Genomic DNA, 24,857 nt, shown 5'->3' with positions numbered 1-24,857 from the left:
ACTACTCCCTTCAGAGAGGGGCTCACTGAACGTGTTAGACGTTAAATTGTTAAGAAACGAATTTGAGAAGGTTGAGCAGGCGCTTCACAATCGCGGAGCATCGCTTGATCTCATTGCTGATTTCCCGGTTCTGGATACTAAGCGCCGCGATCTGATACAAGAGACGGAAAACCTGAAGAACCGCCGCAATACGGTATCTCAAGAAGTAGCCAAGCTTAAGAAATCGGGCGGCGATGCAGATGCGCTCATTATCGAGATGAGAGAAGTCGGCGACCGGATTAAGGAGCTGGATGAAGAGCTTCGTTTACTTGAGGTTCAAGTTGACGAACTGACGCAGTCGATTCCGAATATTCCGAGCGAAAGCGTACCAGTCGGCAAGTCCGAGGAAGACAACGTGGAGCTTCGCCGTAATGGCGACGTTCGCAGCTTTGAATTCGAGCCGAAGCCGCATTGGGAAATTGCGCAAGCGCTCGGTATATTGGATTTTGAGCGCGCTGGGAAGGTAACGGGCTCGCGGTTTACGTTTTACCGCGGTTTAGGCGCGCGTCTTGAGCGTGCGCTTATTAGCTTTATGATGGATTTGCATAGTGACCGGCATGGCTATGAGGAAGTATTGCCGCCATATATCGTTAACCGCGACAGCTTGTTCGGAACAGGACAGCTGCCGAAGTTCGAAGAGGATTTATTCAAGCTGAAAGATTCGGAATATTATCTCATCCCGACGGCTGAAGTACCAGTTACTAACCTGCACCGCGATGAAATTTTGACGGCTGAAGAGCTTCCGAAGTACTTCGTCGCTTACAGCTCCTGCTTCCGCTCAGAGGCAGGCTCGGCAGGGCGCGATACACGCGGGTTAATTCGCCAGCATCAATTTAACAAGGTAGAGTTGATCAAGCTGACGAAGCCTGAGGAATCGTACGATGAGCTAGAGAAAATGACTGCCAATGCGGAGAAAGTGCTGCAGCTGCTCGGTCTTCCATACCGCGTTCTGGCGCTTTGCACGGGCGATATGGGCTTTACAGCCGCGAAAACGTACGATCTCGAGGTATGGCTGCCAAGCGCGGGCACTTACCGGGAAATTTCGTCATGCTCGAACGTCGAGGATTTCCAAGCTCGACGCGCAGGTATTCGATTCCGCAGAGATGCGAAGAGCAAGCCGGAATTCGTGCACACGCTGAACGGTTCAGGATTAGCGGTTGGACGGACATTTGCCGCGATTATCGAGAACTATCAGCAAGCGGACGGGTCAGTTGCGATTCCAGAGATATTGCGTCCCTATATGGGCGGTATAAGCTCGATCGAAGCCCGATAAGTCCAATTTTTACCACAAGCCAAAATGTACTTGCTTCTGTATTTTGGCTTGTGGTACAATATGATTTGTGACGATTAGATCTTGGAGAGGTACCGAAGCGGTCATAACGGGGCGGTCTTGAAAACCGTTAGAGCGCAAGCTCACGTGGGTTCGAGTCCCACCCTCTCCGCCAGTTTATTTTAACCTACATAAGAGTAAGTCCAGACGCTCAGCGTTTGGGCTTTTTTTGTATAGATGCGATCGTATAAAATGATGTCAGTCTTCGCATCTTAAACGGTGTGGAGGTGCTTCAAACATGGGTAAATCAGATGAGCTGCAAATGAATCAAGAAAACTTGGCAGATGCATGGCGGCAAACGCTGCCGGAAGTTATGAATAAGGCAGATCGCAGCAAGGTGCTTCCGGACGAATCCGATGCTAAGTCTCTTCGTGTTACGATTGACACGGCAGGACATCAAGGCTATTCCTTTGATTTCAAGGTTACTTATGTGGACAGTCGCGAAGTGAGGGTTGAACTGGTCGATGTGGAAAAGGAAAACGTGTCCGTCGACGAGCGAGGAGACATTATTCAGCAGCTTATTCAAGACTACACGAGACATTTACACGAATGCGCACAAACACTTCAACAATTGACGCATGCGTAGAGGAGACGATCATCAATGACAAAGGCAAAAGGCAGCGCCGATAAAAACCTAACGAATGTTGTTGAAGCTCTGGAGACAGAAGCGGTCAATAGCCATCACGCGCAGCAGCTGCAGCAGGATAAAAATGACCGTCGTCATCAAGACTCCTTAAACTTCGATCAGCCATCAGATTTAGAGCACCAAAGAAACTAATGAACTTATATAAAATGATTTAATGGGGCAGAAGGAGGGGCTTGAATGAGTAAACCAGACAGTTACCCGGTGCCGGAAAGCATTCCTCATAATGAGAAGAAAAACCGATTCAACGGCAGCAGGCAGCAAGAGCCGTTATCCGGCTCCAAGAAGACGAAGCAGCGTAATCACGTGAGCCATCTTAACCGTGAGGGTTGAGGGCTCGCAGCAGACTCCAACGATGGTTTTCTTGAAAGGTCTATAAAATGAATAGAACAAATGTCCCGTTTCAGAATGCTGAAACGGGATTTTTTGGATGTTACTTCTAAAAGGCGGCTTTTTAGTATAGAATGGAGGTGCTTATACAAAGATAGGGGAGGAACTACTTTCATGAAAAAAGTACAAAAAATAGCGGTTCTTATATTAGCCGTTATTTTGGTTGTCATTGCAGGCTGCAGCTCGAGTCAACCACCGAAGGAAGCTTTGACAGCGGCAATGGCGAAGATTACAGAAGCGGACTCATATGCAATGCAAATGTCATTTGGTCTTAACGAGTTGGAGATTCCGCAGGATGCAGCCATGCAAGGCGATGCGGCTGCTGCAGCGGCGATCGTAGGCATGCTCAAGGATGCCTCGATAACGGTGGATGCGGTTTATCAGAAGAACCCGATGCGCACCGATATGGATGTGGAGATCGTTATACCGGGCGATATGGAAATGAAGCTGACGATACCGATGATTATGGCAGAAGAAACGCTGTATGTAAAAGTACCGCAAATTCCAATGCTGCCATTACCGGAGACCATTACAGGTAAGTTTATCAAAATAGATCTGAAGGAGCTGGCTGGTCAGCAAGGCGGCGCTGAAATCGATATAGAAGCGCAGCAGAAGCTGGGCAAGGAGCTCGGAGAGGTGCTGCTGAAGCATTTTGACGAGAAGACCTACTTCAGCGAGCCGAAGGCTGAGGAAGCAGGTTTACCTGAGGATTTGAAGGCGGATCAGGTTGTCGCCATTGAAGTTAATGAGAGCAATTATGCTCAGACGGTAGATACCGTTGTAGAGAAAGTACTGCCTGAGCTTATCGACGTGCTGCTTAAAAATGAGGCTTACTTGAAGTCGCTGCAGCTTGAAACAGCGGATGTCGAGAAATTCAAGAACGATTTGGAAACGAATAAGGCTGAGATCCTCGACGTGCTGAAAAACGATGTCAAGGTGAATAAGCTGAAGGTTACCGGTGCGATTGCGGATGATTATCTGGTCTATCAGGATGGCCAAATGAACCTCGAAGCAACGGATAAGGAAAGCGGACAGAAGATGAAGCTGGGCCTTCACTTTGACGTTAGTTACTCGGATATCAATAAAGAAGTGACGTTCGAGGAAATTCCTGCCGATGCGATAACGCTGGATGAGCTGACGCAAATGTTCGAGCTGCCGGTTGGGCTGTAAAGAGGTTCATAAGAACACGATAAAGAGCAGTGCCTTGGAAAGGGGCGCTGCTCTTTATTTTGGAAAGGGGCCGTGACTTGTATGTCCCGGCTCCTTTCCTCCTTTTATTTGAAGAAACGAATGGTTAGCGGATAACGGTAGCTGTTCCCTTCAGAAGCACGAATCGAAGCGATAATCGTGAAGACGATCCAGAAGATAAGCAAAGCAATTGCAGTTACAAATCCAATGATGACGAGCATTAGAATGGCGGAAACAATGCCATAGATAGCATTGCTGATTTGAAAATTAAGCGATTCCTTGCCATGCATATCCACGTATTGCGATTGATCCTTTTTCAGCAGCCAAATGATGAGCGGACCTAGAATGTTGCCGAACGGAATGATTAAACCGCTGAAAGCGAGCAAATGGCAAAGCATCCCGTACGTTTTTTCCTCTTTCTGCAACCCATAAGGTTGTTGGTTCATCTTGTATTGCCTCCCCTAATAGTAATGACAGTCCTCTAAACATACATATGTACTTATACGTTAGAGCTACTGAAATATATGCATAAATATATCAGCGAATTTTGGATCTGGCAATCTTCTTTTTAAGGGCGGTTGAAATATACAGGGTATAAACAATTTAAGGGAGGTACACTTTACCCCATTCTACATACGCTTAAGATTGAGCAGCAGGTGGAATCGTATTGGAAGCCGGTTATGGAATGGAGCTTGATTAGCGTAGTTTCAATTATGGTTGGGATCGGCTTGATTCATAGCCCTGTTTATGTTTTAGAAGCTGCCTGGAGCGGGTGGGAATGGCGGCATCGGATTTTCTACCTTCTTGGAGGCTGCGATGAGTAATACGATGGCGGTTGCAATGTGCATAATCATGCCAAGAATCGGAATCCAAGCAAGCACAGATGTAACAATGCCAAGAATGCTGCCTGCGATTGGCCGATTATTTTGCGAACAAAGGACCAGTGTTACGATATGAAGCACCAATGTGACAAATAATAGCGTGTACCCGGATAATAGAACAATAGCTCCGCCCAAGACGGGAATACCTAAAACAGCTTCGAAAATACCTGTAATCATTAACAGGGTGCCTGCTGCTTTCATTATTTTACCTCCTTGCCATAACAAGGTTTGAAAAGAAATGGCGCGCCCGAGAGGGCTCGAACCTCCCACCTAACGTTTAGGAAACGTTTGCTCTATCCGGATGAGCTACGGACGCGCAGTAAAGACAATTATAGCATGTGTGCTTTTGGCATGACAAGAAGCACTGCAGCAAAAGGCGAAACGGTCGAAGGAAGTCGAAAAAGTTGCGTGGATAATCGTCGAGATCCACACACGCATAGGGTATCAGCTGCTGCGGAGTTCCAAGCGCCAGCTGCTGCAAACCGCTGCCATTGTGGCCGAGCGGCATCATGAGAAATGGGATGGCAGCGGCTATCCCCAAGGCCTCAAAGGGGAAGACATTCATATTTACGGGCACATCACCGTAGTAACGGACGTGTTTGATGCCTTGGGCAGCTCTAGGGTATACAAACCGGGCTGGGAGCTGGATCGGATTTTGTCCCTGTTGAACGAGGAGCGCGGACGGCATTTTGATCCACAGGTCGTTAACGTCTTTATGGAGCAGCTTCCGCGTATTCTGGAAGTTAGAGATCGGGAATCCGGTATTTAAATGACTGCCACGATAACGGTAGCCTTTTCAGATAACGGGCAGCATTCAGTCGGTCTCTTACATAAAAATGCAGGGACGGACACCAGAGCCGCTATTTCGACCAAAACCATCATGATTTCATCCATATCTCCATAATAGCGGCTTCTTGTTCCGTTAGCACCATCAATCTATGTCGTTTTGAGCAAATAAGGTATTCTCTGTCCGTTAAACTTGGTACGCTGAGCTGACGGTACACGAAAGCCGAATAGTGGAAACGGCAGACTAGTACTTTATTTTCCCATCCTAGTCTGCCGCTGTTTCTTTTGTGAGGTCAGTCTAATACTTATTTTTCAGGCCATGGAATCTACGCAATGCTTGGCTATCTCCGCGCGAATCGGAATGCAGGATAGCCATGCCATATTTCTCGCAGCCTAGGCTAACGCATCCTCATCGTCAAACATTGTTTAACGCAGTGCCCGTTTATCCTTGTCTCCCTTAATTTCCCTCACGATTTCAGCTTCATTGAATGGAATTTCCGTTTTTCCAATCATTTGTGACGTCTCATGGCCTTTGCCGGCGATCAGAATAACGTCATCCTTCCTGCTGATAGCAATGGCAAACGCAATAGCGTCTCTCCGATCGACAATGGCTTCGTAGGCGCCGTTATGCGCTTCGATGCCTTCCACGATTTCCCGTATGATCATGTTGTTATCCTGTTCCTTCGGGTTGTCGGAGGTAACGACGGCAAAATCCGCATAAGTCGCAGCGACCTGAGCCATCGCTCTGCGCTTCTCCCTGCCTGACTCCCCATCCGCCGCATATACGCCGAATACGAGAATAATTCTGCCTTTGGCAAAAGGTCTGATCGTCGTCAGCGCCTTCTCGAGGCTATCCTCCGTATGCGCAAAGTCAACGATGATCTTCGTATCCTCATCCTGATAGACGACTTCAAGCCGGCCTTTAATGCTTTCCACCGCTTCGATGCCATCGGCAATTTGCTGTAAACTGAATTGATTGCAATAAGCGGTCGCAATAGCGGCCAAGCTATTGTATACATAGATGGCGCCCGGCAAATTCACCTTGATCATGGTGCTGCCTCTTGGCGTATGAACGGTGTAAAGTGTATGATCGGCAAAATAATCGATATCCGTCGCGTAAATATCCGCTGCCTCCTCGATGCCGTAAGTAAGCAGCTTTGTTTCCCTGCCGCGCAGCCGATCGATCAGAATCCGGCCATATTCATCATCTGCGTTGACGATGTTATAGTCCGTGGTCATGTCGAAAAGCTTGGCTTTCGCTTCGAAATATTCGGTCATCGTGTTGTGAAGCTCCAGATGATCGGGCGTCAGATTCGTAAACAGTCCCGTGTTAAAGCTGGAATGCGCAACGCGGTTAAGGTTTAATGCGTGCGAGGAAACCTCCATCACGCAATGCTTCATATGCGACTTCGTCATTTCGGAGAAAATGTGCTGTAATTGAAGCGACTCTGGCGTCGTGTTTTTATTTTTAAAGACCTTGTCGCCAATGACCGTGCCGATCGTGCCGATAATGCCGATGGTCGTGCCGGTTTGCTCGAAGATCGATTTCAGAAAATAAGTCGTTGACGTCTTGCCGTTCGTTCCTGTAATCCCAATCAGATTCATTTGTTCCGTAGGGCGATGATAGAAGTTGGCCGCTATACATGCGAGCGCCTCCCGCGTATCGGCAACCTTAAGGACGGTAACGTCCGCTTCGACAGGGACATCCTTCTCTACGATAACGGCCGCAGCACCGAGTGCAATCGCCTTATCAATAAAACAATGGCCGTCGACCGTAAATCCGGATATCGCGACAAAGACGCCATGCGGCACGGCTTCTCTTGAGTCGCAGGCGATGGAGCTCACCTCTATATGTAAATCACCTTTCACAAGCTCGTAAGAAAGATTTTTGACTACGGCGTTTAATAACATACGATCAGCTCCATTCTAGTGAACCGTACCAGAACACGCGGTTCGTATCTTCTTTTACGGCCTTAGGAGGTACAAGGTATTTTCCGGTTTCGGCATCTTTCTTAAACTCGATCTGTAGTACTTCTTTATTCATCATATTCGTATATATGCCTGGTTCAAATTGGATAAATGCCGTTGTTTCTTCTTTACAATTAGGAGCGTTCACAAAAGCACATCCCGATCTATGAATTTAAGTTCATTTCGCCATAAATAGAAGCCATGTTTAAAATAATTTTACTTCATACCTACCTATAATACAAATTAATATCCCCTATTATTGGGGACAAGAACCTCTAGGTACAGCCTCTGAATCTGGAGTCGGATTTTTGGCGTTGCATGAAAGCCCATGGCGAAATTATGGCAATATTTATTAGGTTTTCATTCATTATTTTCGATATTTCGACATTAGCGGGCTTTGGAACGTTGAACAAGTCGCCGGAATGGATGCCATGCTGAAAAGTAATGATTGAGGCTCAAATTTTATCATTAGCAAATGGATGTGGTGATCTATAATTACCAAATGTTTACTCATTTTACTAGTAAAAAAGAACTATGAACTAGAAGATTTAGCATATGTTTGTCGAATAATGCCTGAAAATTGTCTACGTTCATCGACACGTTTTTACAAACTCCTTATTATGCTGGGAGTATAATAGAACTATTACCACACGAGTGCTAGATAAGGAGCGTGCCCCGAAGCGAGCCATGGACAAAAATCACTTGCTTAAACAATTGCAGTCGCTGCGGCTAAAGCTTCATGAAATAGCCGACGCACGCGGCAGTTTGACAGATCCGGATGTTCTGGCGATTAGCGAAGAGGCCGATCAACTGATTGTTGCGTTACAGCATATACAACGAAATGAGCTAACACATATCTCTTTACGCCGCGACAATTTGTAGAGACTTCTAACGCTCTCGCAGTCGCCGGAAAAACTGGGTTAACAACGATGCGCATTCAGGTTGCAGAATTCCACTGGTGAGCTCCGTTTCATGGTTGAAACGGGGCTCTTGGAGTAAATTCATAAGCGTCCCGGCACAGCCGGCCTTCGGATCGGATGTTCCGTATACGACGCGTTTGATCCGGGCCTGTACAATTGCGCCCGCGCACATCGGACAAGGCTCCAACGTGACATAAAGGGTACAGTCTAATAATCTCCAAGCGCCAATGCGATCGCAGGCGTCACGTATGGCTACCATTTCGGCATGTGCGGTCGGATCAAAACGTGTCTCCCGCAAATTGTAGCCTCTCCCGATAATTTCATTGTCTCTAACGATAACTGCCCCGATGGGGACCTCCCCGATTTGTTCGGCTTTATTGGCATTTGCGATGGCTTCCAGCATCCATTTCCGGTCTTCTTGCTCTCTTAACATGAGTCCTACCCCTTTCGAAAATCATCATTATACAACGAACAAATATTCTGTTGTTAACATGTGGTGGATAACATTGTGGATAACTTTAATGATACTCACATATTTGTACACAATTTATTAAGACCTGTGCACAACATTTGTTGGTAATGTTAATAACCTGTTTATAAACTGCGTTTGCTTAAAAGGATGTGTCGTGCATTGTCGATTAAGATGAAGTTTTCCTTCTTGCTTACATTTATAGTGTTGACGTTTTTCATTCTACACCATATTTTAAGTGAATATTCGATGACGCAGGAGATGCGGGAGCAGGCGCGACAATCGATGCGAGATACTTCCGTGCATGTTGCAAGCTCGGTTGCCGATTATGAGAAGCAGCTTGCTTCCGATTCGCCGTCTATAGGGGAAGGTCGCTTAGAGCCTGATCATATCTTCGACATCGTCAAGTCATTAAACCCCAATATAAAGGAAATAACGGTATTTGATCAAGATACTTTCAAGGTCCCGTATGGCACCTACACGTATCTCGACTCGACCAGCGATAATTCCGTTGCAGGGGCAGCAGAGAAAAAAGATTTCATGTTGCGCAAAATGAAAATAAACGGCAAGCCATATTTTCGAAGCTATTATTCCATGGAGGGCCCCGGTAATTATATCATTAGCATTGTGTATGATAGGGAAGGCATCAATGAGCTGATACGCAGGGAACGATATGATACATTAATGTACACGGGCATAACCATGCTGCTAGTCCTCTTCATCAGCTATTGGCTGGTTGGGGCAATGATCCGGCCTTTAAAGGATATTTTGTGGAAGGTGAACGAGGTTTCTTCTGCGCGCTTTCATCAACCGATTCAAATTAAACGCAAGGATGAGTTTGGTTTGCTGGCGCTAAAAATCAATGCCATGTCGCAAAACTTAAGCATTTATATGAATAAGCTGCGCAGGGCGTTTGAAGAAAACCGCCGGATGAAGGAGCATTTGGAGTCGTTTATCAATCATACAAGCGATGCGATCCATCTCACTGATTTGGACGGAAAGGTCATTCAAGTAAACCGCGCCTTTGATTTGCTCTTCGGCTACGAAGAAGAGGAGGCAATCGGTCTGATTAATCCGACGCTGCCGGAGTCCCATAAAGCGGAGAAGAAACAGATGCTCAATCAACTGTTAGCCGGAAAGGTGCTGCAGGCGCAGGAAACGATGCGGATGACCAAATCAGGCGAGTTGATACCAGTCAGCGTAACGATATCGCCCATTAGGGATTCCGACGGATCGATTCGCGCTTTCGCAAGCATTTCGAGGGACATGCGCAGCCGGAACAAGATGGAGGAGCTGCTGCGCCGTTCCGAGAAGCTGACGACCGTCGGACAGCTGGCGGCAGGCGTCGCACACGAAATTCGCAATCCGCTGACGACGCTGCGCGGATTTCTGCAGCTGCAGCAGGAGAGCAAGAAGCTCACCTTAACCCATGTGAGCCTCATGCTGTCCGAGCTCGATCGCATTAACTTAATTGTCGGGGAGTTTCTTATTTTGGCCAAGCCCCAGGCAACCAGATTCGTTACGAAGGATGTAAGGGACGTGCTTCAGGATGTTATTGCCCTTATGAATAGCGAAGCGATTCTTCACAATATCGAGTTTCGTGTTTCGTTTACGGATGACAGCTGCCGTATTTCATGCGAGGAGAATCAGCTGAAGCAGGTGTTCATTAATTTATTGAAGAACGCAATCGAAGCGATGCCAAGCGGCGGCTTCATTCATATTCACATTACATGCAGACGGGAGCATATCTCCATCTCCATTACAGATGAAGGGGAAGGCATACCGGATGAGATAATTCCGAATATTGGCGATCCTTTCTTTACGGGCAAGGAGACGGGTACGGGCCTCGGAATCATGGTCAGCCAACGTATTATTAACAGCCATAAAGGCACGATGGATATTAAGAGCCAGGTCAATGTCGGAACGACCGTCAATATTATGCTTCCAGCTTTGAAAGAGAGTGGCGAGAGAGAGAGGCTGGAAGCCTAAAGGCAGCGTTATATTGTATATCCTTTTTTATTAGGGTAGGATATTAAAATAAGGGATTTGATGATCTCATGGGCTAAAACGGCCAATTTGGCATGACATACTACGGGGTGAAGCGGCTTTGAGAATTAATAAGTTTATTAGCGAAACGGGTTTCTGCTCCCGACGCGAGGCGGATAAGCTGGTGGACAGCGGGCGCGTAACGATTAATGGAATCACCGCGCTGCTTGGCAGCCAAGCCGAGCCCGGAGACGACGTTCGCGTGGATGGGAAGCAAATCGGGGAGCAGAAGCGTCATGTCTATATCGCGCTTAATAAGCCGGTTGGCATTACGAGCACGACCGAGCTTCATGTGAAAGGCAATATTGTCGACTTCATTGGACATTCCGAACGAATCTTTCCGATTGGCAGACTGGACAAGGATTCGGAGGGCTTAATTTTGCTCACGAATGACGGCGATATCGTCAATCCGATTCTCCGTTCGGAAGGCAAGCATGAGAAGGAATATTTAGTTACGGTAGATCGGCCGGCAACGGCCGAATTTTTGTCGGGAATGGCGAGCGGCGTTCATATTCTCGGAAGCATGACGCTGCCCTGCGTCGTCACAAGAGTGACGGACCGCGTATTCCGGATTATTTTGACTGAAGGCAGAAACCGGCAAATCCGCAGAATGTGCGAGGCTTTCGGTTACCATGTAAGGAGGCTGCAGCGGCAGCGGATCATGAATATTCATCTCGGAGGACTTCAGGTCGGCAAGTGGCGGGATTTGACGGAGGATGAGAAGGAGAAGCTGTTCGAGACGTTAAACTATAAGCCTGTATAAACAGGTAAAGCTTTATCCCGTACATAAAGGAAAATCCCCTCAACTGGTCTCTATAAGCCCAGTTGAGGGGATTTATTTAAGCGCTGGGACGGTCACAGCCGTGTACCTTTACTTGTCGGGTAAGGTCAGCTTATGCGCGTTGACGGGATCAATATAGGAATGAAGGATCGACACCTCGACACGGCGGTTTTTGGCGCGGCCTTCGACCGTCTTATTGTCGGCGATCGGGCGATGCTCGCCATAACCGATCGCGCTGAAGCGTTCCGGCTTCAATTGCTTGTTTTCCAGCAAAATGTCCATGAATCGAATAGAACGCATGGAGCTTAAATCCCAGTTCGACTTAAAAAAAGCGTTAGAGATCGGTTTATTATCCGTGTGCCCCGAAACAACGACCTGGTAATTCGGATAATTTTGGAGCATTTTGCCGATGGCGACAGCAAGCTCTCTGGATTCCGGTTTCACGGATGCCTGAGCCGGAGCGAACAAGGCATTATCGCTGATCGTAATCATAAGCTGGGATTGATTCAGCTTCGTTTCCAGATCGGACGTTAAACCTTGTTTCTCGATATAGGCGTCAATCTGCTTCTTCAGCTTCTCGAGATCCTCTTGCTCCTGCTTGATAAGCGCTTCAAGGACTTTCTCTTCCTCGGTTTGCGCCTGCCGGCTCTCATCTTTCTTCTCTTCTTCCTTGCTGCCTTCCTCTTCCCTTTTCTTGCCGTCATCCTCGCCGATCTTCACGATCGTGGTTTGATCCAGCACGCCGGAGCCGCTGCTAAGCGCAATGCTGAAGGCTTGGGACATTTCTTCGAATTTCTTAACGTCGACGGAGTTCATCGAATACAGTACGATGAAGAGCGCCAGCAAAAGGGTCATCAAATCGGCGTAAGGTATGAGCCAGGATTCGTCGACATGCTCCTCATGCTCCTCGTGTCTGTGCTTTTTGCTCAACGGCGCCTTCCTCCTTCTCCCTCATCTTCACTCTTTCCGTTGGTGTAAGGAATACCGAAAGCTTCTGATTAATCGCAATGGTCGAGACGCCGGATTGAATGGAAAGAAGGCCTTCAACCATCATGAGGCGGATTTGAACTTCTTGCTTAGACATTCGTTTCAGCTTGTTGGCAATCGGATGCCATAATACATATCCTGTGAATATACCGAGCAGCGTCGCGATAAAAGCTCCGGCGATCGCATGTGCAAGCTTTTCCATGTCGCTCATATCCGCGAGTGCCGCAATCAAGCCGACAACGGCTCCAAGTACCCCCAGCGTTGGTGCATAGGTACCGGCCTGAGTGAAAATCAGGGCGCCAGCCTTGTGGCGTTCCTCCGTAGCCGCGATATCCTCTAGCAGGACGTCGCGTACGAAATCCTGGTCATTGCCGTCAATAATCATACGCATGCCGTTACGCAGGAAGGGATCTTCAATTTCATCAACCTTTGCTTCGAGAGCAAGCAAACCCTCGCGACGCGTGATCGACGCCCATTCCATGAAACGAGTGATCAGCTCATCGCGCTGCGGCAGCTTCTGTCCTGCGAACACCATCTTAAACAGCTTGCCAACCTTGGATAACTCGGACATGGGAAAGGCTACCATGACAGAGGCTGCTGTACCTAATATTATAATCATATAAGCTGCAGGATTAAGAAGAGACGAGAGGTTTGCCCCTTTAACGACCATACCTCCAAATATAGCGATAACACCTAACACCAGACCGATAATAGTTGAATTTTTCATCATACACCCCGTCTAATCCATTTTCGACAATTCTCTACTTCTTCTATTATCGTCAAATGGGTATTCTGAAGTTAGAGTAAATGGAACGATTTGAAGGCGAACGCGTTAAAAATTAGTGAAATGCGGTAGAATAGTAGGAAGAGGCTTGCAAAATAGAATTCGCAAAGGTGGTTTTACGAAGATGGGTGTAAGACATGGAAGGGAATATGCGGATATATTGAAGGATTTGACAGAGGCCGTGGCGGAAATTGAAGAGAGCTACACTTTTTTTGAAATGGAGCGGGAGGAGTGGGCGGCTTTGGCTTCGGAGGACCGTCATGAGGTTATGGAGGCGCTGGCGGATGATGTCTTTTTCGGCTTAGGGGTAGATCCCGTTATCGAAGTGGGCAAAGGGACCATCACGCATAACAGCAAGCATCATATTATTGAGGTAACGCAGGGCGAAAAGGTGACTCAGATCATCAGGCTCGTTTGATAGTCTTCCACTCTAGCTCCCGCCCGGAGCCAAGCACCGCGGCATATTGCTCTTCACGCAGGACGGAATCGCCAAACTCGATTTCGTCCTTTTGCATGTGCTCCCAAGCGGGTCAATTATAAATATCGAATGGCGCGTCGTAACGCCACCCGCATATTTCGCGGGCATGCTGGATTTCGAGTGGGCGTATAGTCATTACAGCTGCCAGTCGTTTATAATGATTGGAGCTTTGTTTGTACGTCAATGGTTAGTCGTCTCCGTTTGCCGTATTCTTATTACTGAGCTGAAAACGAATGAATTCGATTTATTATAACAGATGGGCATAGTAGAGCGTGCGTACATAAGGAGAATCATGGACATGAGAAGATTACTTTGGCTTGGCTGTTTTTCCTATTTAGTCATCGGAGTTGCGCATGTGGTGGGCGGAGCCATATTGGAGCAGCTGATCGAGCATTACGGCTTGACGTACAAGGACGGCGGGCAATGGATTATGAACCAGTTCCTCGGGTTTTTGGTAGGGGTGCTGCTTGCGCCGTCCATTACGGCGAGAATTGGAAAGAGAGGCACGGTGCTTCTGGCACTCGGATTGTTGACCGTTAGCGAAGCCGCCTACAGCTTGCTGCTGCCTTGGGGGTGGATGCTTGCCTTCGCTCCGCTTGCCGGCCTTGGGTTCGGTATGACCGAAGCTGTCGTTGGCGCCATGATCATCGATCTGGTCAAGGATGGCAAAGCTTCGGCCATGAGTCGCCTGGAAACCTTTTTTGGCATAGGCGCGCTGTTGATTCCGCTTGCGGCCGCCTATTTGATTCAGCAAAACGTTTGGCAGGTTTCCTTTCCGATTTTGGCGGCAATGTCAGGTATTACGTTCATGCTTTGGCTGACCCTGTCATTCGGCGCGCTGGATGATCAGCTTGGATGGCAGCCTCGCGCTGCAGAAGAACAGGCCGGGTCTGACACCTCGTCTTGCGCCCGTCCGGCGGGCGCTTCGGCCTTTTTCGGTTATCCGTACAAAGCGTTGCCGTTTTTACTGCTGTCTGCTTTATTTTTTATGATTTATGTCGGGATGGAAATGAGCTTCTCTCATTATTTGCCCTCGATTCTCATCGTAAGATCCGGCGTGGGAGAGTCGAGTGCGGCCGCTGCGCTGAGCCTATTTTGGGGAATGATGGTGCTTGGACGTATATTTGCAGGTGTTCTTGCCGATCGGATGGGGTATTCCCGTTACCTGTTTATCGCAACCGTTGGAGCGTCGGCCGTATTTGTAATGATGGCATTGATGGGCCAATTAAGCTGGATGCTCGCTTTGGTCGGGCTGAGCGGCTTGTTCTTCTCCGGCATCTTCGGAATTGCGCTCGTGTATGCGAATGTCCTCATACCGGGTATGACCGAGCGGACAACGAGCCTGCTTGTTGCGTGCGGCGGCCTTGGAGGAGCTGTTTTTCCGCGGGTGACCGGGTGGTTCATGGACCAATCGGGTGTGCAGGCGACGTTATGGTTTATAAGCGTACTCGTGCTTCTTATGCTGCTGCTGCTTGCGGCGATGCTTGTGCTTGGCAGCAGGCAACCGCAAAAAGGCTTAAAGCGAGGCTAACAAAAAAACCTCCACATTCGCCGTTTCTAGGCGTTAGTGGAGGTTTATTATTAATAAAGGATAGGCAGGCCGTTATTTTAGAATGGTTTTGTAGACGTCGATCGCGCGGGCACGGGACGCTTTCAGATCGACGATGGCATTGCTAAGCGGCTGATGAATTTCTTTGTCGGACAGATGCGCCAGATGCGGCAGCCAGCGCCTGATGTAGTCTCCGTCAGGATCATGCGTCCGCGATTGCGTCGACGGATTCATGATGCGGAAATAAGGCGCCGCGTCATAGCCGAGCGAGGAGCACCACAGCCAGCCTCCGCGATTGAGCGTATTGTCATAATCGCTTAGATGAATACGGAAATGCTGCTCGCCAAGCATAAAGGGACAAAGTAAATTTTTCGTCAGAAACATGGCGGTTACCATTCGCAGGCGGTTCGGCATCTGGCCTGTCCGGTTAAGCTGCGTCATAGCCGCATCGATAATCGGGATGCCGGTTGCCCCGGTTGCCCATGCTTCCAGATAAGCATCGGTAAGCGGAGATAGATCCGTCAGCTGCTCGTAACGAAAGTAGTCTTCATGATACATCGCTTGGTACAGATAGAAATCGCGCCATGCGAGCTGCCGCAGCCAAGCTTCGGCGCCCGGCAGGCCTTGCGTGGCCTCGTAAGCTTGGCGGGCGGATATCGCCCCGGTATTCAAGAAGCGGGCAATGCCGCTCGTATGATCCTCGGCGTAAGCATCGCGGCTAACCGCGTAAGCGGCGAGCCGCTCGCGAACGAAGCGCTCCAGCGCGTCCGTGGACTTCATGGCGCCGCCAACGCTGGTTGTCCCGCCGAGCGCACCGGCAACGGGCTCGGGCAAGGCGAACTGCGATGCGAGCTTGCCGTTAATTTCGCGAACGGTAGTCAGATGATCGACAGCGGCATCGCCCATCGGGCTATAGCTTTGCAGCATATAGCTGCTCCACATACGGTAGAATGGAGTAAACACCTTGTAAGGCTCAGATCGCCGCGAAAAAGCAGGAAATGCTTCTAAGTCGGCAAGCGGCACATCAAAGAGCGGCTTCCAATGGCGTCCCATGTTTCGTACGGTAAGCTGGAGCCGCTCGTCCCGGCTGCGCGAGTATGGCGTATAATCTGCGTGAACGACGACCTCGTCGATCGGATGCGCTTGAAGGAGCGCCTCTGTAATCTGCACGGGATCGCCGTAAAGTATATGCAGCTCTTTGCCGGCATTCGCATAGCTGTGAAGGAGGGAAGCTACCTGCTCCGCAAAATTTCGTCCGCTATGGCTATTAAGCCGCCCTCCGCCGGTTAACACCGGATCTATAATAAGCAAATGGATACCTTCCGTATCCTTTCCCCGTAAATAATCGAATGCGCGCAAATCGGAAGTACGCAAATCCTTGCGATGAATAAACAAATACATCGTGTCCTGCTCCTTTCCTATATCGCGGCGACGACCTGTTCCATTCACGGATGGAGTGGAAACAGCAAAGCCGCATGCGGTTTGTCGTAGGCGGACAAACAACTGCGGCTTTGCTGGATGAGCGTACCCTTACTCTCTCCGGATAGAAGGTGGGCAAAGGCTGCTCTATTGTTCGTCGGCAAACTTAGTGAAAGATTCCGAGTCCAAAACGCGACGCGCGGTCACGAAACGGTTCTCAAAGTAAGAGGAGTCAAGTTTGTCTGTAACTACGCCTCTGCTTGAGGAAGCGTGTACAAACCTGCCGTCTCCAATGTAGATGCCAACGTGGGATACGGCGCCGTTATTGCGGCCGATCGTGTCGAAGAACACGAGATCTCCCGGTAGGAGGTCAGCTTTAGCGACCTTCGTTCCTGCTTTAGCTTGCGAAGCGGATGTACGCGGAAGTTCAATGCCCATTTTATCGAACACATAGGTCGTAAAACCTGAGCAATCAAAGCCTCTCGTTGACATTCCACCGCTTTTGTACGGACTGCCGATAACGCCATCGACATATCCGTTCAGTTTGGAGTTCGCGAATGCACTTCCCGCTTGAAACGCGAGTACAAGCACGAGACCCAAAAGCACTGCGGTAACCTTTTTCAATTGTGAAACTCCTTCCAATGCCGACGAGGTTAGCTGTGGGGTTCGGTTGAAGGTCCCCTATGATTCCACAGGCGCCTAGTCAGACGTCGGAATCAATTCACCCAAAGTGGTTCCCCCGTATTCCGTTAGGAATTTAGGCAGTTTTTAATTAAATGATAAGAAATTATAAGTTTAACCTTTATAATTTGCTTATCATTCGTCGCGAAACGAGCTTTGCCACAAAAATAGCGACAGCCGTTTCACTTGCACTCGAGAATTATTCGATTTTTTTCATTGATCTCCTGCCTTTGTTGTCAAATTCTAATAATTCTCATGTAACCTTTTGACAATTCGATGCGTTTAAACGTTTTTTGTGTAATAAAAACACTGTTTATTAGTTCTTATTAACTAAATGCCAAGTCTCAATTTCATTAATTATGTGTAGCCGCAGTAAAATATACCGATTTGTCCTTTCCGTTCCAGGACGCAGAGACAAGCTTAAAGTCCCGCAAATCGCTGATTTTAGCGAATAAGAGGAAGGAATATGAGAAAATTTACATGCGAAAAAGGGCTGTCCCTGCAGGTCATCGACCTTAAGGGACAGCCCATTATCATGTTGAAGGTTTTGTCGAAAACGGATGTTATGCGGCTAAGCACGCTTGGATTTCAGGTAATCGAATTGCGAGGCAATCGTCCATACCTTTATTAGCGTCCGTACAAGATGGTAGCCTTGATGCAGGATGAGTGCGAACAGACCGGCCCATAGCAGTGACAGGCTGGATACGACGAGCCCGAGAGCCGCGCCGATGGCCCACAGCAGCAGCGAAATCGCAGCGTAGGAAAGGAAATTGCGTAAAGCGTGCCACAGGGAGCGGAAGATACTCTCGCCCGATACGGCGCCGAACTGCATGGCTAGGGATAGCAGGTGCATCACGGTCGCCCAGATTAGCCATAGCACTGCACCGGGCAGCACGGCTTGCAGAAGCACCGGGATGGAGCCGCTCTCCAGAAGGGAGTCGAACGCGCGGGGCAGCAGCCACCAACCAGGGGCTAGAGCGAGTACCGATTCGATCCAGTATAGAAGCAGGACCGGTTTCCACCATTTGCGGACGCCTTCGAGGAAGCGGGTGCCGCCCCTCGTTTCCCTGGTTTGCTGGAGCGAGTAGAACAAGCCCGCATTAAATACGGGCGTTAGCAGCATACGAACGGCTAGAAGACCGCCCAGCAGCCACAAATAAGGCGATACGAGATCCGTCTTTAGCAGCTGGAATTGCGCCTCGGTCATAAAGAGCTGCGTGGCCGTCTCGGACGGGTAGGAGCCCGGGAACCGGCGAAGCAGCGGAGAGACGACTGAATCAATAAAGCGGTAGAGGAAGAACCCCCACAGCAGCTGGTACAGAAAGAGTAAAATGACGAGATTAAAATGCTTGACCGCCAGCTGCCAGCCTTGCTTCATGTGTATTTTCATCGATTATCGCTCCTTGAACGCAATTACTTACCAGCCCAGCGAGCCGATCAGCCCTTCTATCAGCTTCACTACGCCAAGACTCCATCTCGTGCGCGTCTCCTCGGGCAGCTTTGCTTGCATAAAGTTATTAATTATTTTGTTGTCGAGCACGTTGCTATGATTGGGGTCGACGATAGCCCATTCGAGCGGCGCGGTATGCACTTGGTTGTATTGAATGTGAGACTCATCCGAGCTCCACCTCTTCGTGATCTTGGTGCCGTCCGTAAACTGCATCACGATCGGAATTTCGCCGTTGACGCCGCCATGCCGCTTGATCAGCACAATCGATTCGTACATTTGCCGGCCGTCCTGTTTAACCGGCCGTACATGAATGGATTCCACCGCGTAGTCGGCCATTTGGTCATCGTATACGTATTGACTGAAATAATCATGCCATTTTGTCTTCGTTACCTGCTCGACCACCCGCTGAAAGTCTGCGGTGTTCGGATGCTTGAATTTATATTTTTGAAAATAAGTGCGCAAAATCTTTTGCATGGTCCGGGAGCCGACCTGGTTCTCGATACCGACGAGTACGAGCTTCGCTCTCATGTATACATTCTCGGCGTATTGGGTGTGGCTGTCGTAGGACCAGGATTGCAGCTTGAGCGGCGCCGGATCGGTCATATAGCTTGCTTCGATGCGCAGATTGGGCTCGAGTCCGTAAGCGGTCTCCATAACCTTGTCTTCGGCATAGGACGTAAAGCCTTCATCGAGCCAGGCTTCCTCGAACTCGTTAGAGGCAACCATGCCATACCAGTATTGGTGGCCGATCTCATGCACGACGGTGCGCTCTAAATCGTAGCCGGGATTTTTGCTCTCGGCCGCGAAGGCGGTAACGAGCGTCGGGTATTCCATGCCGCCGGCGCCGTTTGCCCCTTTCGGCGGAACGACGATCGACAGCGTGCTGTACGGATATTCGCCGTACCACTTGGCATAGTTGGACAATGCGGATTTGGCGGCATGCATATACCGGTCTTTGAGCTCCGCGTGCTCCGGATCGAGATAAAGCTTAATGCGAACGCCTGGGATGCCCGTATCGGAATAAGCATCCTCCTCGTAGACGAAGTGCGGAGAAGCGGACCAAGCAAAGTCATGCACGTCATCCGCATAAAATTGGTACACCTTCTTCTGATCCTTCATTTGGATCGCTTTCGTCTGAAAGCCTGTCGCGGCAACCGTATAGGCCTCAGGTACATTGATCTGAACGCTGTAAATGCCGAAGTCGCTGTAAAATTCAGAGTTTCCATGATATTGATGCACATTCCAGCCTTCGGCGGTACGGCCGCGCGTACCGACGGTTTCGTAAACGGCTAGCTTAGGAAACCACTGGCCGGCCATGACGAAGTCGCCGGAGTAGCCCATGCGTGCGAACACCTCAGGCAGCTTAACTTCGTAGCTCATGCGCAGCGTTACGGACTTGCCCGGCGCCACAGGCTCAGGCAGCCGGATTTTGGCGAGCGTGAAGTCGAACGCATTTCCGTCATCAGGCTGCACATAATGCAGACGGGGCAGGAGGCTTTCGCCATTTAGCGTTTGCAGCGTCAGCAGCTTCATATAGCCAAGGCTGTTCGCCGTTGCTTTGTCCTGGCGCAGCATACCGCCGGATTCCTTCATGAACGTCGATTTGTCTGATTGGAAGGCATTCGGATACAGATGGAAGTAGAGGTCGGACACCGCGTTTTTGCCGGGGTTGGTCCAGGTTACAGCTTGTTCGCCGTCTAAATGCTGAGCATCCTCGCGCAAATGGACGTTGATATGGTACTCAACGACTCGCTTGCTAAGCGATTGCGGCTTCGGTGTCATGACGGTATTCGGCTCTTGGACAGCAGGCGGCTTGACCGAATTTTGAGCAGGGGCCGGTGTTTGCTTGGCTTTGGCGGCGGGGGCGAAGGCATAGGTATATTGGGATTGCCAAGCAGTCCCGAAATCATGCTGCACAGACAGACCGAGCAGGACGACTGCGAGTATTACGAGTAAAATTCGTTTGGAATAGCGTGGAGTCATTGAACGTTTCCCTCCCGTTGACAAGCATCTACAGCATGTATATGTTTGCTTTTCGAGGAATATTAGCTAAAATGGAATTATTGTATCGGGGAAGGTGTGAATGCGCGTGACGGAAGAACAAGGACAAGCGGCACAGCCGGAAAAGAAGGAAAAGAAATCAATGTCGCTCAACGTGGTGAGCAGCAAAAAACATAAAGGCTTTGGCGCGGGATCGATCGATTTGAGCGATGTAGCTTGCGTTATTATTGATGATGGCGTCGCTTATATCGACGTAGGAGCGATGCATGCGAAGAGCAAGGTGGAGCGCGGCATTAAGTTTACGACAAACAAAGAGGATACGCCGAACGGCCGCCAATGCTGGATCGTGTGGGTAGCGGTAGACCGTAAGGAAGAAGGCTCGTATTACGCCGGCGCAACGGCATGCGAGATGCTGATCGACACAGAAGCGCGCCGCGGCTGGAAAATTCTCGCCGATCACGTGAACAAGCTGGACTACTCAATTAAGCGCCGTTACATTCTGGGCGAGCTGGGCGATGTGGAGAAGGCGGCGCTTCAGAAGCTGCTTGTCGACCACAATCAGGAATGGTGGGACCGCTCGCCTGACGAGCTGAAGCAAGCTTTGAGCGTGTAATCGAGAATAGGCATAGAGCGGCAGAATGCGCCGTTAGGATGAGAACCTCACCGTTCGCGAAGCTAGTCTTGCGAATGGCGGGGTTTTTCACTTTTAATAGGGAACGAAACCGCATAAAAATATTTTTTTGCGAGAAGTGCAGGGGAAGCAGAGTTGGTTGACGTCTATTAGAATGGGAAGGAGGGGAGCGACATTCAAGACGAGGATTGGATCAGAGCGGTGCAAAGCGGCGGGCCCGAGCATTATCGACCGTTCGTACAGGCTTATGGTCCCTACATATATAAAACGGTCTTCGCCGTGCTTCATTCGCCGCATGATGCGGAGGACGTCACACAGGAAGTGCTGCTGCAAATTTATCGCTCCCTTCCGGAATGCCGATTGGATGGCCTGAAGACGTGGATTACCCGCATAGCGGTTAATCGGGCGATTGATTTCAAACGAAGCAGAGCGCGAAGACCGGAGGAGCCGCATGGCAGCGAAGAGCTGTTAGAGAAGGTTCAAGGCGATGGAACCGGCGGATCTGCTGCCGAGACGATCGCTTTGGAGCAGGAGGGTAAAAGGCAGGTGCTCGAGCAGGTGGACCTGCTCCCGGATAATTATCGCGAGGTCGTAACGGCCTATTATATGGAGGATAAATCGTATGAGCAGATCGCGGCTGAAACGGGGCTGGAGCGCAAGAGCGTAGAATCCAGGCTGTACCGCGCGCGAAGCTGGATGAAGCGCCACTGGCGAAAGGAGGATTTCGAATGAGTAATAGGAATGGATGGAATGAGGAGCAGGAGGGCGAGTGTTCGGCTGCAGAGCCTATATGTGCCGATGAAATGAATCGCTATGTGTGCGGCAGGTCGACCGAGCAAGAGCGTGCGAAGGTGGAGCAGCGGCTTGCAGACTGCGGGCATTGCTTGCAGCTATTTATGGCAGAGCTGGAATTAATGGAAGCCGAATGGAACAACGGAATGGCTCATGCTAAATATGAGACACAGCTTGCCTTTCCAGACATGCAGCGAATTGAGGAGCGGGTCGTGTCGCAGCTATTGAGAGTGGGGAAGCCGGAGCAAAGACCGTTCCTTATATCTTTAGAAACGAATAAGACCATAACGGCCATAGCCGCTCAGGAGAAGCCTTACCGCCGCAGCAATTGGCTGCAGCATCCCGTTACGCAATATACGATTGCTGCATCGATCACATTGCTTCTGCTGGCCAGCGGCACCTTCGCCTCCTTCTCGCAAAAGCTGGCGGAGCTTGATCTGGAAGTGGAGGCGGGCGCGGAGCAGCATACGCTTCAGCCTCACCCGTCGATTTCAGCGGTGCCTGCTGACAAACCGTCGGAATCATGGTCGGAAAAAATGGTTAATCAAACCGGATCGTGGCTGGACGGACTGCAAGCGATTCGTTTTAAATAAAGGGATTTGAAGAGGGGATGGAGTGAAATATGATCATGAGAGGGATGAAGTTCCAATGAATAAAAGCCCGTTAACTGCGTTTTTTCTTTCGTTTATCCCGGGCGCAGGGCATGCGTATTTAGGAAGGCCGATTAGAACTATTTTGTATGGAGGAGGTTTCTTTGGGCCGCTTGTGTTTATGCTTCTATTTATTATGACTGGCGCCGGCCCGCATAATGAGATTATCCTTTTTTTCTTGTTTGTTATGGCGATTAGCTGGTTTATCAATATGCTGGATATGATTATGACGCTTGTTTCGGGCAAAGTACCCGGGGCAGGTGCTGCTGCGGCGCCATTCGGAGCGTACACTGAAATCACTGCCGGCGCTGCACCGTTGTCATTCGATGAGCAGCGCGAGAAGACGCGCACGATTATGCTGTCATTCCTGCCGGGGCTTGGTCATATGAGCCTCGGTCTCATGCAGCGCGGCATTACGTTTCTAATTTCGTTCATTGGCTTGTTTGCGATTATTATCTTTCTCAGCATCATTATGAACACGGGAGCGCTGCTTATTTTCTTGCTGGCACTGCCGGTCATATGGATTTACGGCATGTTTGATGCGATTTCATACCTTCATGCGAAGCAGCGCGGGGAGCTTCTTAGTGATCGTGCCATATTCGAGGATTTGGAGGCGCATATCGCTTCCGGCCGCAAGAACAAGGTGCTGGCGATTGCTTTATCGATTTTTCCGGGCGCAGGCCATCTCTATCTGGGCTTGCAGAAACGGGGGCTGCAGCTAATGGGCGGATTTCTGCTAACGATCTATATTATGGACAATATGCGCTTGTCATTGTTTTTTTTCCTGCTGCCGCTGTTCTGGTGCTTCGCTTTCTTCGATGCTCTGCAGCAAACCTCGCGCTATGAGCGTCAGACGCTTACCGATGATCCGGTGCTGCCGCAGCTTGTGCCTTATCAGAAGTGGTTCGGAATAGGGCTGCTCGGCTTCGGCGTCTATTATTTGCTTGACCGTGTAGCTGCCGAGGTGGCTTCTCGCTATTCAAGCGAAATATATTCGCAATATATGCAGATCAAATATATGATTCCGACGGCTGTCATTGCTTTTATTATGATTATTGTAGGACTGCGGCTCGCGTTCGGGACAAAAACATCTAAATCGTCTAAAATAGCTGAACATTCCGCTGCTTCTACAGCAGTCGGGTCCAAGCAAGAGGAGAGGTTATCGTGAGCGCTGTGAATATGATCAGCCCAACTGCTCAAATGGAAGGCATCCGCACGTGGCGAGTGGGCTCGCTATCGATGGGTGTTATGTTAATACTGATGGGTACGGCTTTGGCTGTGTCCATCTGGCAGGATATAGAAGCCTACGAGATGCTCATGTGGGTAGCGCCGGTCGTCTTTATTATGCTTGGAGCGGAGCTGTTGCTGTACTTGAAGTTTTCGAACAGCGAGCGTGCAATCGTGCGCTACGATTGGATCAGCGTGTTTTTTGTAGGAGCTGTTGGGTTGGCAAGCTTAGGGCTTGCGTTCCTTATGTCTACCGGTCTGTTCGACGAGCTGCAGCGGGGGCTGAATATGACTCAGCGCTCTGCGTTCGTCGATACGAAGACGGTGCAGGTGCCTGCCGAGGTTAACAAAATCATCGTGCATTCGATGGGCGGCGTGGAGTTTGGCGAGACCGATACACGAGAAGTGCAGCTTTTTGGGCAAGTGCGCTACTGGTCGGCCGAAGAGCTGGAGCGGTTGGATGACAGGATGATGGATACTAAAATTGCAGGTACCACCATGTACGTGATGATTGGCACGGTAGAACGCAGGGACGGCGGCTTCGTTTCGGACACGGTCGATCCCCAGCTTACTCTGATCGTGCCGAAGGGCGTAGAGGTTGTGAGCAGGGGGTTATAAGGCAAGGCTTGAAAATTGCAGGAAGCCCTTAAGCTGTCTATGGAGGGCTTTTTTTTATCATCTCAGTCGAGAAGACTCCCTCTTCAACATAGTAAGGGGGAGATGAATCGATTTCTTTTTGGTTTATGAATGCGAACATACGTGCTATA

General features: G+C 49.6%; 27 protein-coding genes, 2 tRNA genes and 1 riboswitch. Of the genes, 17 read left to right on the top strand and 12 right to left on the bottom strand.

The window, feature by feature from the left end; all coding sequences use genetic code 11:
• Nucleotides 1-31: 31 nt before the first annotated feature.
• The 6 genes from serS to L1N85_RS22690 all read left to right on the top strand — a co-directional run bounded on the left by serS (nucleotide 32) and on the right by L1N85_RS22690 (nucleotide 3,572).
• A complete protein-coding gene (gene serS, locus L1N85_RS22715) occupies nucleotides 32-1,312 on the top strand; it encodes a serine--tRNA ligase (RefSeq protein WP_235241333.1) in 1,281 nt (426 codons plus the stop codon).
• 83 nt (nucleotides 1,313-1,395) lie between these two features.
• Nucleotides 1,396-1,484, top strand: a tRNA-Ser gene (locus L1N85_RS22710).
• A 123-nt stretch (nucleotides 1,485-1,607) separates the two neighbouring features.
• Entirely contained in the window at nucleotides 1,608-1,955 is a 348-nt protein-coding gene (locus tag L1N85_RS22705; protein ID WP_235241332.1) for a hypothetical protein, read from the top strand.
• Nucleotides 1,956-1,970: 15 nt separating this feature from the next.
• Complete coding sequence (locus tag L1N85_RS22700; RefSeq protein WP_235241331.1) at nucleotides 1,971-2,147, top strand: hypothetical protein; 177 nt, start codon at nucleotides 1,971-1,973, stop codon at nucleotides 2,145-2,147.
• Nucleotides 2,148-2,192: 45 nt separating this feature from the next.
• Nucleotides 2,193-2,345, top strand: a complete 153-nt coding sequence (locus L1N85_RS22695) for a small acid-soluble spore protein P (RefSeq protein ID WP_235241330.1) — start codon at nucleotides 2,193-2,195, stop codon at nucleotides 2,343-2,345.
• 171 nt (nucleotides 2,346-2,516) lie between these two features.
• The gene (locus L1N85_RS22690) at nucleotides 2,517-3,572 is read left to right on the top strand and encodes a hypothetical protein (protein WP_235241329.1); all 1,056 of its coding nucleotides are present in this window, start codon (nucleotides 2,517-2,519) and stop codon (nucleotides 3,570-3,572) included.
• Nucleotides 3,573-3,676: 104 nt separating this feature from the next.
• Here L1N85_RS22690 and L1N85_RS22685 read toward each other — a convergent pair whose 3' ends face one another.
• The 3 genes from L1N85_RS22685 to L1N85_RS22675 all read right to left on the bottom strand — a co-directional run bounded on the left by L1N85_RS22685 (nucleotide 3,677) and on the right by L1N85_RS22675 (nucleotide 4,787).
• Nucleotides 3,677-4,036: a DUF4870 domain-containing protein gene (locus tag L1N85_RS22685; protein WP_235241328.1), complete on the bottom strand. Its 360-nt coding sequence runs from the start codon at nucleotides 4,034-4,036 to the stop codon at nucleotides 3,677-3,679.
• A gap of 306 nt (nucleotides 4,037-4,342) precedes the next feature.
• Nucleotides 4,343-4,672, bottom strand: a complete 330-nt coding sequence (locus L1N85_RS22680) for a hypothetical protein (protein WP_235241327.1) — start codon at nucleotides 4,670-4,672, stop codon at nucleotides 4,343-4,345.
• 38 nt (nucleotides 4,673-4,710) lie between these two features.
• A tRNA-Arg gene (locus L1N85_RS22675) sits at nucleotides 4,711-4,787 on the bottom strand.
• Nucleotides 4,788-4,835: 48 nt separating this feature from the next.
• Here L1N85_RS22675 and L1N85_RS22670 point away from each other — a divergent pair.
• Entirely contained in the window at nucleotides 4,836-5,240 is a 405-nt protein-coding gene (locus tag L1N85_RS22670; RefSeq protein WP_268818436.1) for an HD-GYP domain-containing protein, read from the top strand.
• Nucleotides 5,241-5,683: 443 nt separating this feature from the next.
• Here the strand turns inward: L1N85_RS22670 and L1N85_RS22665 are convergent, their stop codons facing one another.
• Complete coding sequence (locus tag L1N85_RS22665; RefSeq protein WP_235241326.1) at nucleotides 5,684-7,168, bottom strand: UDP-N-acetylmuramoyl-L-alanyl-D-glutamate--2,6-diaminopimelate ligase; 1,485 nt, start codon at nucleotides 7,166-7,168, stop codon at nucleotides 5,684-5,686.
• A 4-nt stretch (nucleotides 7,169-7,172) separates the two neighbouring features.
• Nucleotides 7,173-7,373 (bottom strand): hypothetical protein, encoded by a 201-nt coding sequence (locus tag L1N85_RS22660; RefSeq protein ID WP_235241325.1) that lies wholly within the window; start codon nucleotides 7,371-7,373, stop codon nucleotides 7,173-7,175.
• 539 nt (nucleotides 7,374-7,912) lie between these two features.
• Between L1N85_RS22660 and L1N85_RS22655 the strand changes: the two genes are divergently transcribed.
• On the top strand, nucleotides 7,913-8,107 hold the full coding sequence (locus L1N85_RS22655) for an aspartyl-phosphate phosphatase Spo0E family protein (protein ID WP_235241324.1): 195 nt from the start codon (nucleotides 7,913-7,915) through the stop codon (nucleotides 8,105-8,107).
• A gap of 6 nt (nucleotides 8,108-8,113) precedes the next feature.
• Here the strand turns inward: L1N85_RS22655 and tadA are convergent, their stop codons facing one another.
• Entirely contained in the window at nucleotides 8,114-8,578 is a 465-nt protein-coding gene (gene tadA, locus L1N85_RS22650) for a tRNA adenosine(34) deaminase TadA (RefSeq protein WP_235241323.1), read from the bottom strand.
• Between the two features lie 198 nt (nucleotides 8,579-8,776).
• Here tadA and L1N85_RS22645 point away from each other — a divergent pair, with 198 nt between their 5' ends.
• Nucleotides 8,777-10,603, top strand: a complete 1,827-nt coding sequence (locus L1N85_RS22645) for an ATP-binding protein (RefSeq protein ID WP_235241322.1) — start codon at nucleotides 8,777-8,779, stop codon at nucleotides 10,601-10,603.
• A gap of 118 nt (nucleotides 10,604-10,721) precedes the next feature.
• Nucleotides 10,722-11,423, top strand: coding sequence for a 23S rRNA pseudouridine(2604) synthase RluF (gene rluF, locus L1N85_RS22640; protein ID WP_235241321.1), 702 nt, complete (start codon nucleotides 10,722-10,724; stop codon nucleotides 11,421-11,423).
• Between the two features lie 108 nt (nucleotides 11,424-11,531).
• On the opposite strand, the gene L1N85_RS22635 is transcribed toward rluF, so the two are convergent.
• Nucleotides 11,532-12,371: a flagellar motor protein MotB gene (locus L1N85_RS22635; protein ID WP_235241320.1), complete on the bottom strand. Its 840-nt coding sequence runs from the start codon at nucleotides 12,369-12,371 to the stop codon at nucleotides 11,532-11,534.
• Nucleotides 12,340-13,155 (bottom strand): flagellar motor stator protein MotA, encoded by an 816-nt coding sequence (gene motA, locus L1N85_RS22630; protein ID WP_235241340.1) that lies wholly within the window; start codon nucleotides 13,153-13,155, stop codon nucleotides 12,340-12,342. Before motA ends, L1N85_RS22635 begins: the two co-directional genes overlap by 32 nt.
• Nucleotides 13,156-13,336: 181 nt before the next feature.
• Here motA and L1N85_RS22625 point away from each other — a divergent pair, with 181 nt between their 5' ends.
• On the top strand, nucleotides 13,337-13,630 hold the full coding sequence (locus L1N85_RS22625; RefSeq protein ID WP_235241319.1) for a hypothetical protein: 294 nt from the start codon (nucleotides 13,337-13,339) through the stop codon (nucleotides 13,628-13,630).
• Between the two features lie 358 nt (nucleotides 13,631-13,988).
• The gene (locus tag L1N85_RS22620) at nucleotides 13,989-15,221 is read left to right on the top strand and encodes an MFS transporter (protein ID WP_235241318.1); all 1,233 of its coding nucleotides are present in this window, start codon (nucleotides 13,989-13,991) and stop codon (nucleotides 15,219-15,221) included.
• A gap of 72 nt (nucleotides 15,222-15,293) precedes the next feature.
• Here the strand turns inward: L1N85_RS22620 and L1N85_RS22615 are convergent, their stop codons facing one another.
• From L1N85_RS22615 to L1N85_RS22600, 4 genes are all read right to left on the bottom strand, one after another.
• Complete coding sequence (locus L1N85_RS22615) at nucleotides 15,294-16,640, bottom strand: cryptochrome/photolyase family protein (protein WP_235241317.1); 1,347 nt, start codon at nucleotides 16,638-16,640, stop codon at nucleotides 15,294-15,296.
• Between the two features lie 165 nt (nucleotides 16,641-16,805).
• Nucleotides 16,806-17,282, bottom strand: coding sequence for a C40 family peptidase (locus L1N85_RS22610; RefSeq protein ID WP_235241316.1), 477 nt, complete (start codon nucleotides 17,280-17,282; stop codon nucleotides 16,806-16,808).
• A 3-nt stretch (nucleotides 17,283-17,285) separates the two neighbouring features.
• Nucleotides 17,286-17,432, bottom strand: a riboswitch (cyclic di-AMP (ydaO/yuaA leader).
• A gap of 478 nt (nucleotides 17,433-17,910) precedes the next feature.
• The gene (locus tag L1N85_RS22605; protein ID WP_235241315.1) at nucleotides 17,911-18,729 is read right to left on the bottom strand and encodes a hypothetical protein; all 819 of its coding nucleotides are present in this window, start codon (nucleotides 18,727-18,729) and stop codon (nucleotides 17,911-17,913) included.
• Between the two features lie 27 nt (nucleotides 18,730-18,756).
• Nucleotides 18,757-20,772 (bottom strand): M1 family metallopeptidase, encoded by a 2,016-nt coding sequence (locus L1N85_RS22600; RefSeq protein WP_235241314.1) that lies wholly within the window; start codon nucleotides 20,770-20,772, stop codon nucleotides 18,757-18,759.
• Nucleotides 20,773-20,932: 160 nt separating this feature from the next.
• Here L1N85_RS22600 and L1N85_RS22595 point away from each other — a divergent pair, with 160 nt between their 5' ends.
• From L1N85_RS22595 to L1N85_RS22575, 5 genes are all read left to right on the top strand, one after another.
• A complete protein-coding gene (locus tag L1N85_RS22595; RefSeq protein WP_235241339.1) occupies nucleotides 20,933-21,403 on the top strand; it encodes a YwhD family protein in 471 nt (156 codons plus the stop codon).
• Between the two features lie 219 nt (nucleotides 21,404-21,622).
• Complete coding sequence (locus L1N85_RS22590) at nucleotides 21,623-22,153, top strand: sigma-70 family RNA polymerase sigma factor (RefSeq protein WP_235241313.1); 531 nt, start codon at nucleotides 21,623-21,625, stop codon at nucleotides 22,151-22,153.
• A complete protein-coding gene (locus tag L1N85_RS22585; protein ID WP_235241312.1) occupies nucleotides 22,150-22,806 on the top strand; it encodes an anti-sigma factor in 657 nt (218 codons plus the stop codon). The genes L1N85_RS22590 and L1N85_RS22585 overlap by 4 nt, the downstream gene beginning before the upstream one ends.
• A 55-nt stretch (nucleotides 22,807-22,861) precedes the next feature.
• Complete coding sequence (locus tag L1N85_RS22580; RefSeq protein ID WP_235241311.1) at nucleotides 22,862-24,031, top strand: hypothetical protein; 1,170 nt, start codon at nucleotides 22,862-22,864, stop codon at nucleotides 24,029-24,031.
• Nucleotides 24,028-24,708, top strand: coding sequence for a hypothetical protein (locus tag L1N85_RS22575; protein ID WP_235241310.1), 681 nt, complete (start codon nucleotides 24,028-24,030; stop codon nucleotides 24,706-24,708). The genes L1N85_RS22580 and L1N85_RS22575 overlap by 4 nt, the downstream gene beginning before the upstream one ends.
• The last annotated feature ends 149 nt before the right edge of the window (nucleotides 24,709-24,857 follow it).

This window comes from Paenibacillus alkaliterrae, assembly GCF_021532375.1.
GTDB classification, from domain to species: domain Bacteria; phylum Bacillota; class Bacilli; order Paenibacillales; family Paenibacillaceae; genus Pristimantibacillus; species Pristimantibacillus alkaliterrae.
This window is presented reverse-complemented; position numbering and strand designations above follow the sequence as displayed.

Coding starts and splice junctions, on each gene's coding strand:
- L1N85_RS22705 (WP_235241332.1), top strand. CDS start 1,608: ATGGGTAAATCAGATGAGCTGCAAATGAATCAAGAAAACTTGGCAGAT.
- L1N85_RS22700 (WP_235241331.1), top strand. CDS start 1,971: ATGACAAAGGCAAAAGGCAGCGCCGATAAAAACCTAACGAATGTTGTT.
- L1N85_RS22695 (WP_235241330.1), top strand. CDS start 2,193: ATGAGTAAACCAGACAGTTACCCGGTGCCGGAAAGCATTCCTCATAAT.
- L1N85_RS22690 (WP_235241329.1), top strand. CDS start 2,517: ATGAAAAAAGTACAAAAAATAGCGGTTCTTATATTAGCCGTTATTTTG.
- L1N85_RS22685 (WP_235241328.1), bottom strand. CDS start 4,036: ATGAACCAACAACCTTATGGGTTGCAGAAAGAGGAAAAAACGTACGGG.
- L1N85_RS22680 (WP_235241327.1), bottom strand. CDS start 4,672: ATGAAAGCAGCAGGCACCCTGTTAATGATTACAGGTATTTTCGAAGCT.
- L1N85_RS22665 (WP_235241326.1), bottom strand. CDS start 7,168: ATGTTATTAAACGCCGTAGTCAAAAATCTTTCTTACGAGCTTGTGAAA.
- L1N85_RS22655 (WP_235241324.1), top strand. CDS start 7,913: ATGGACAAAAATCACTTGCTTAAACAATTGCAGTCGCTGCGGCTAAAG.
- tadA (WP_235241323.1), bottom strand. CDS start 8,578: ATGTTAAGAGAGCAAGAAGACCGGAAATGGATGCTGGAAGCCATCGCA.
- motA (WP_235241340.1), bottom strand. CDS start 13,155: ATGAAAAATTCAACTATTATCGGTCTGGTGTTAGGTGTTATCGCTATA.
- L1N85_RS22625 (WP_235241319.1), top strand. CDS start 13,337: ATGGGTGTAAGACATGGAAGGGAATATGCGGATATATTGAAGGATTTG.
- L1N85_RS22620 (WP_235241318.1), top strand. CDS start 13,989: ATGAGAAGATTACTTTGGCTTGGCTGTTTTTCCTATTTAGTCATCGGA.
- L1N85_RS22615 (WP_235241317.1), bottom strand. CDS start 16,640: ATGTATTTGTTTATTCATCGCAAGGATTTGCGTACTTCCGATTTGCGC.
- L1N85_RS22605 (WP_235241315.1), bottom strand. CDS start 18,729: ATGAAAATACACATGAAGCAAGGCTGGCAGCTGGCGGTCAAGCATTTT.
- L1N85_RS22600 (WP_235241314.1), bottom strand. CDS start 20,772: ATGACTCCACGCTATTCCAAACGAATTTTACTCGTAATACTCGCAGTC.
- L1N85_RS22595 (WP_235241339.1), top strand. CDS start 20,933: ATGTCGCTCAACGTGGTGAGCAGCAAAAAACATAAAGGCTTTGGCGCG.
- L1N85_RS22585 (WP_235241312.1), top strand. CDS start 22,150: ATGAGTAATAGGAATGGATGGAATGAGGAGCAGGAGGGCGAGTGTTCG.
- L1N85_RS22580 (WP_235241311.1), top strand. CDS start 22,862: ATGAATAAAAGCCCGTTAACTGCGTTTTTTCTTTCGTTTATCCCGGGC.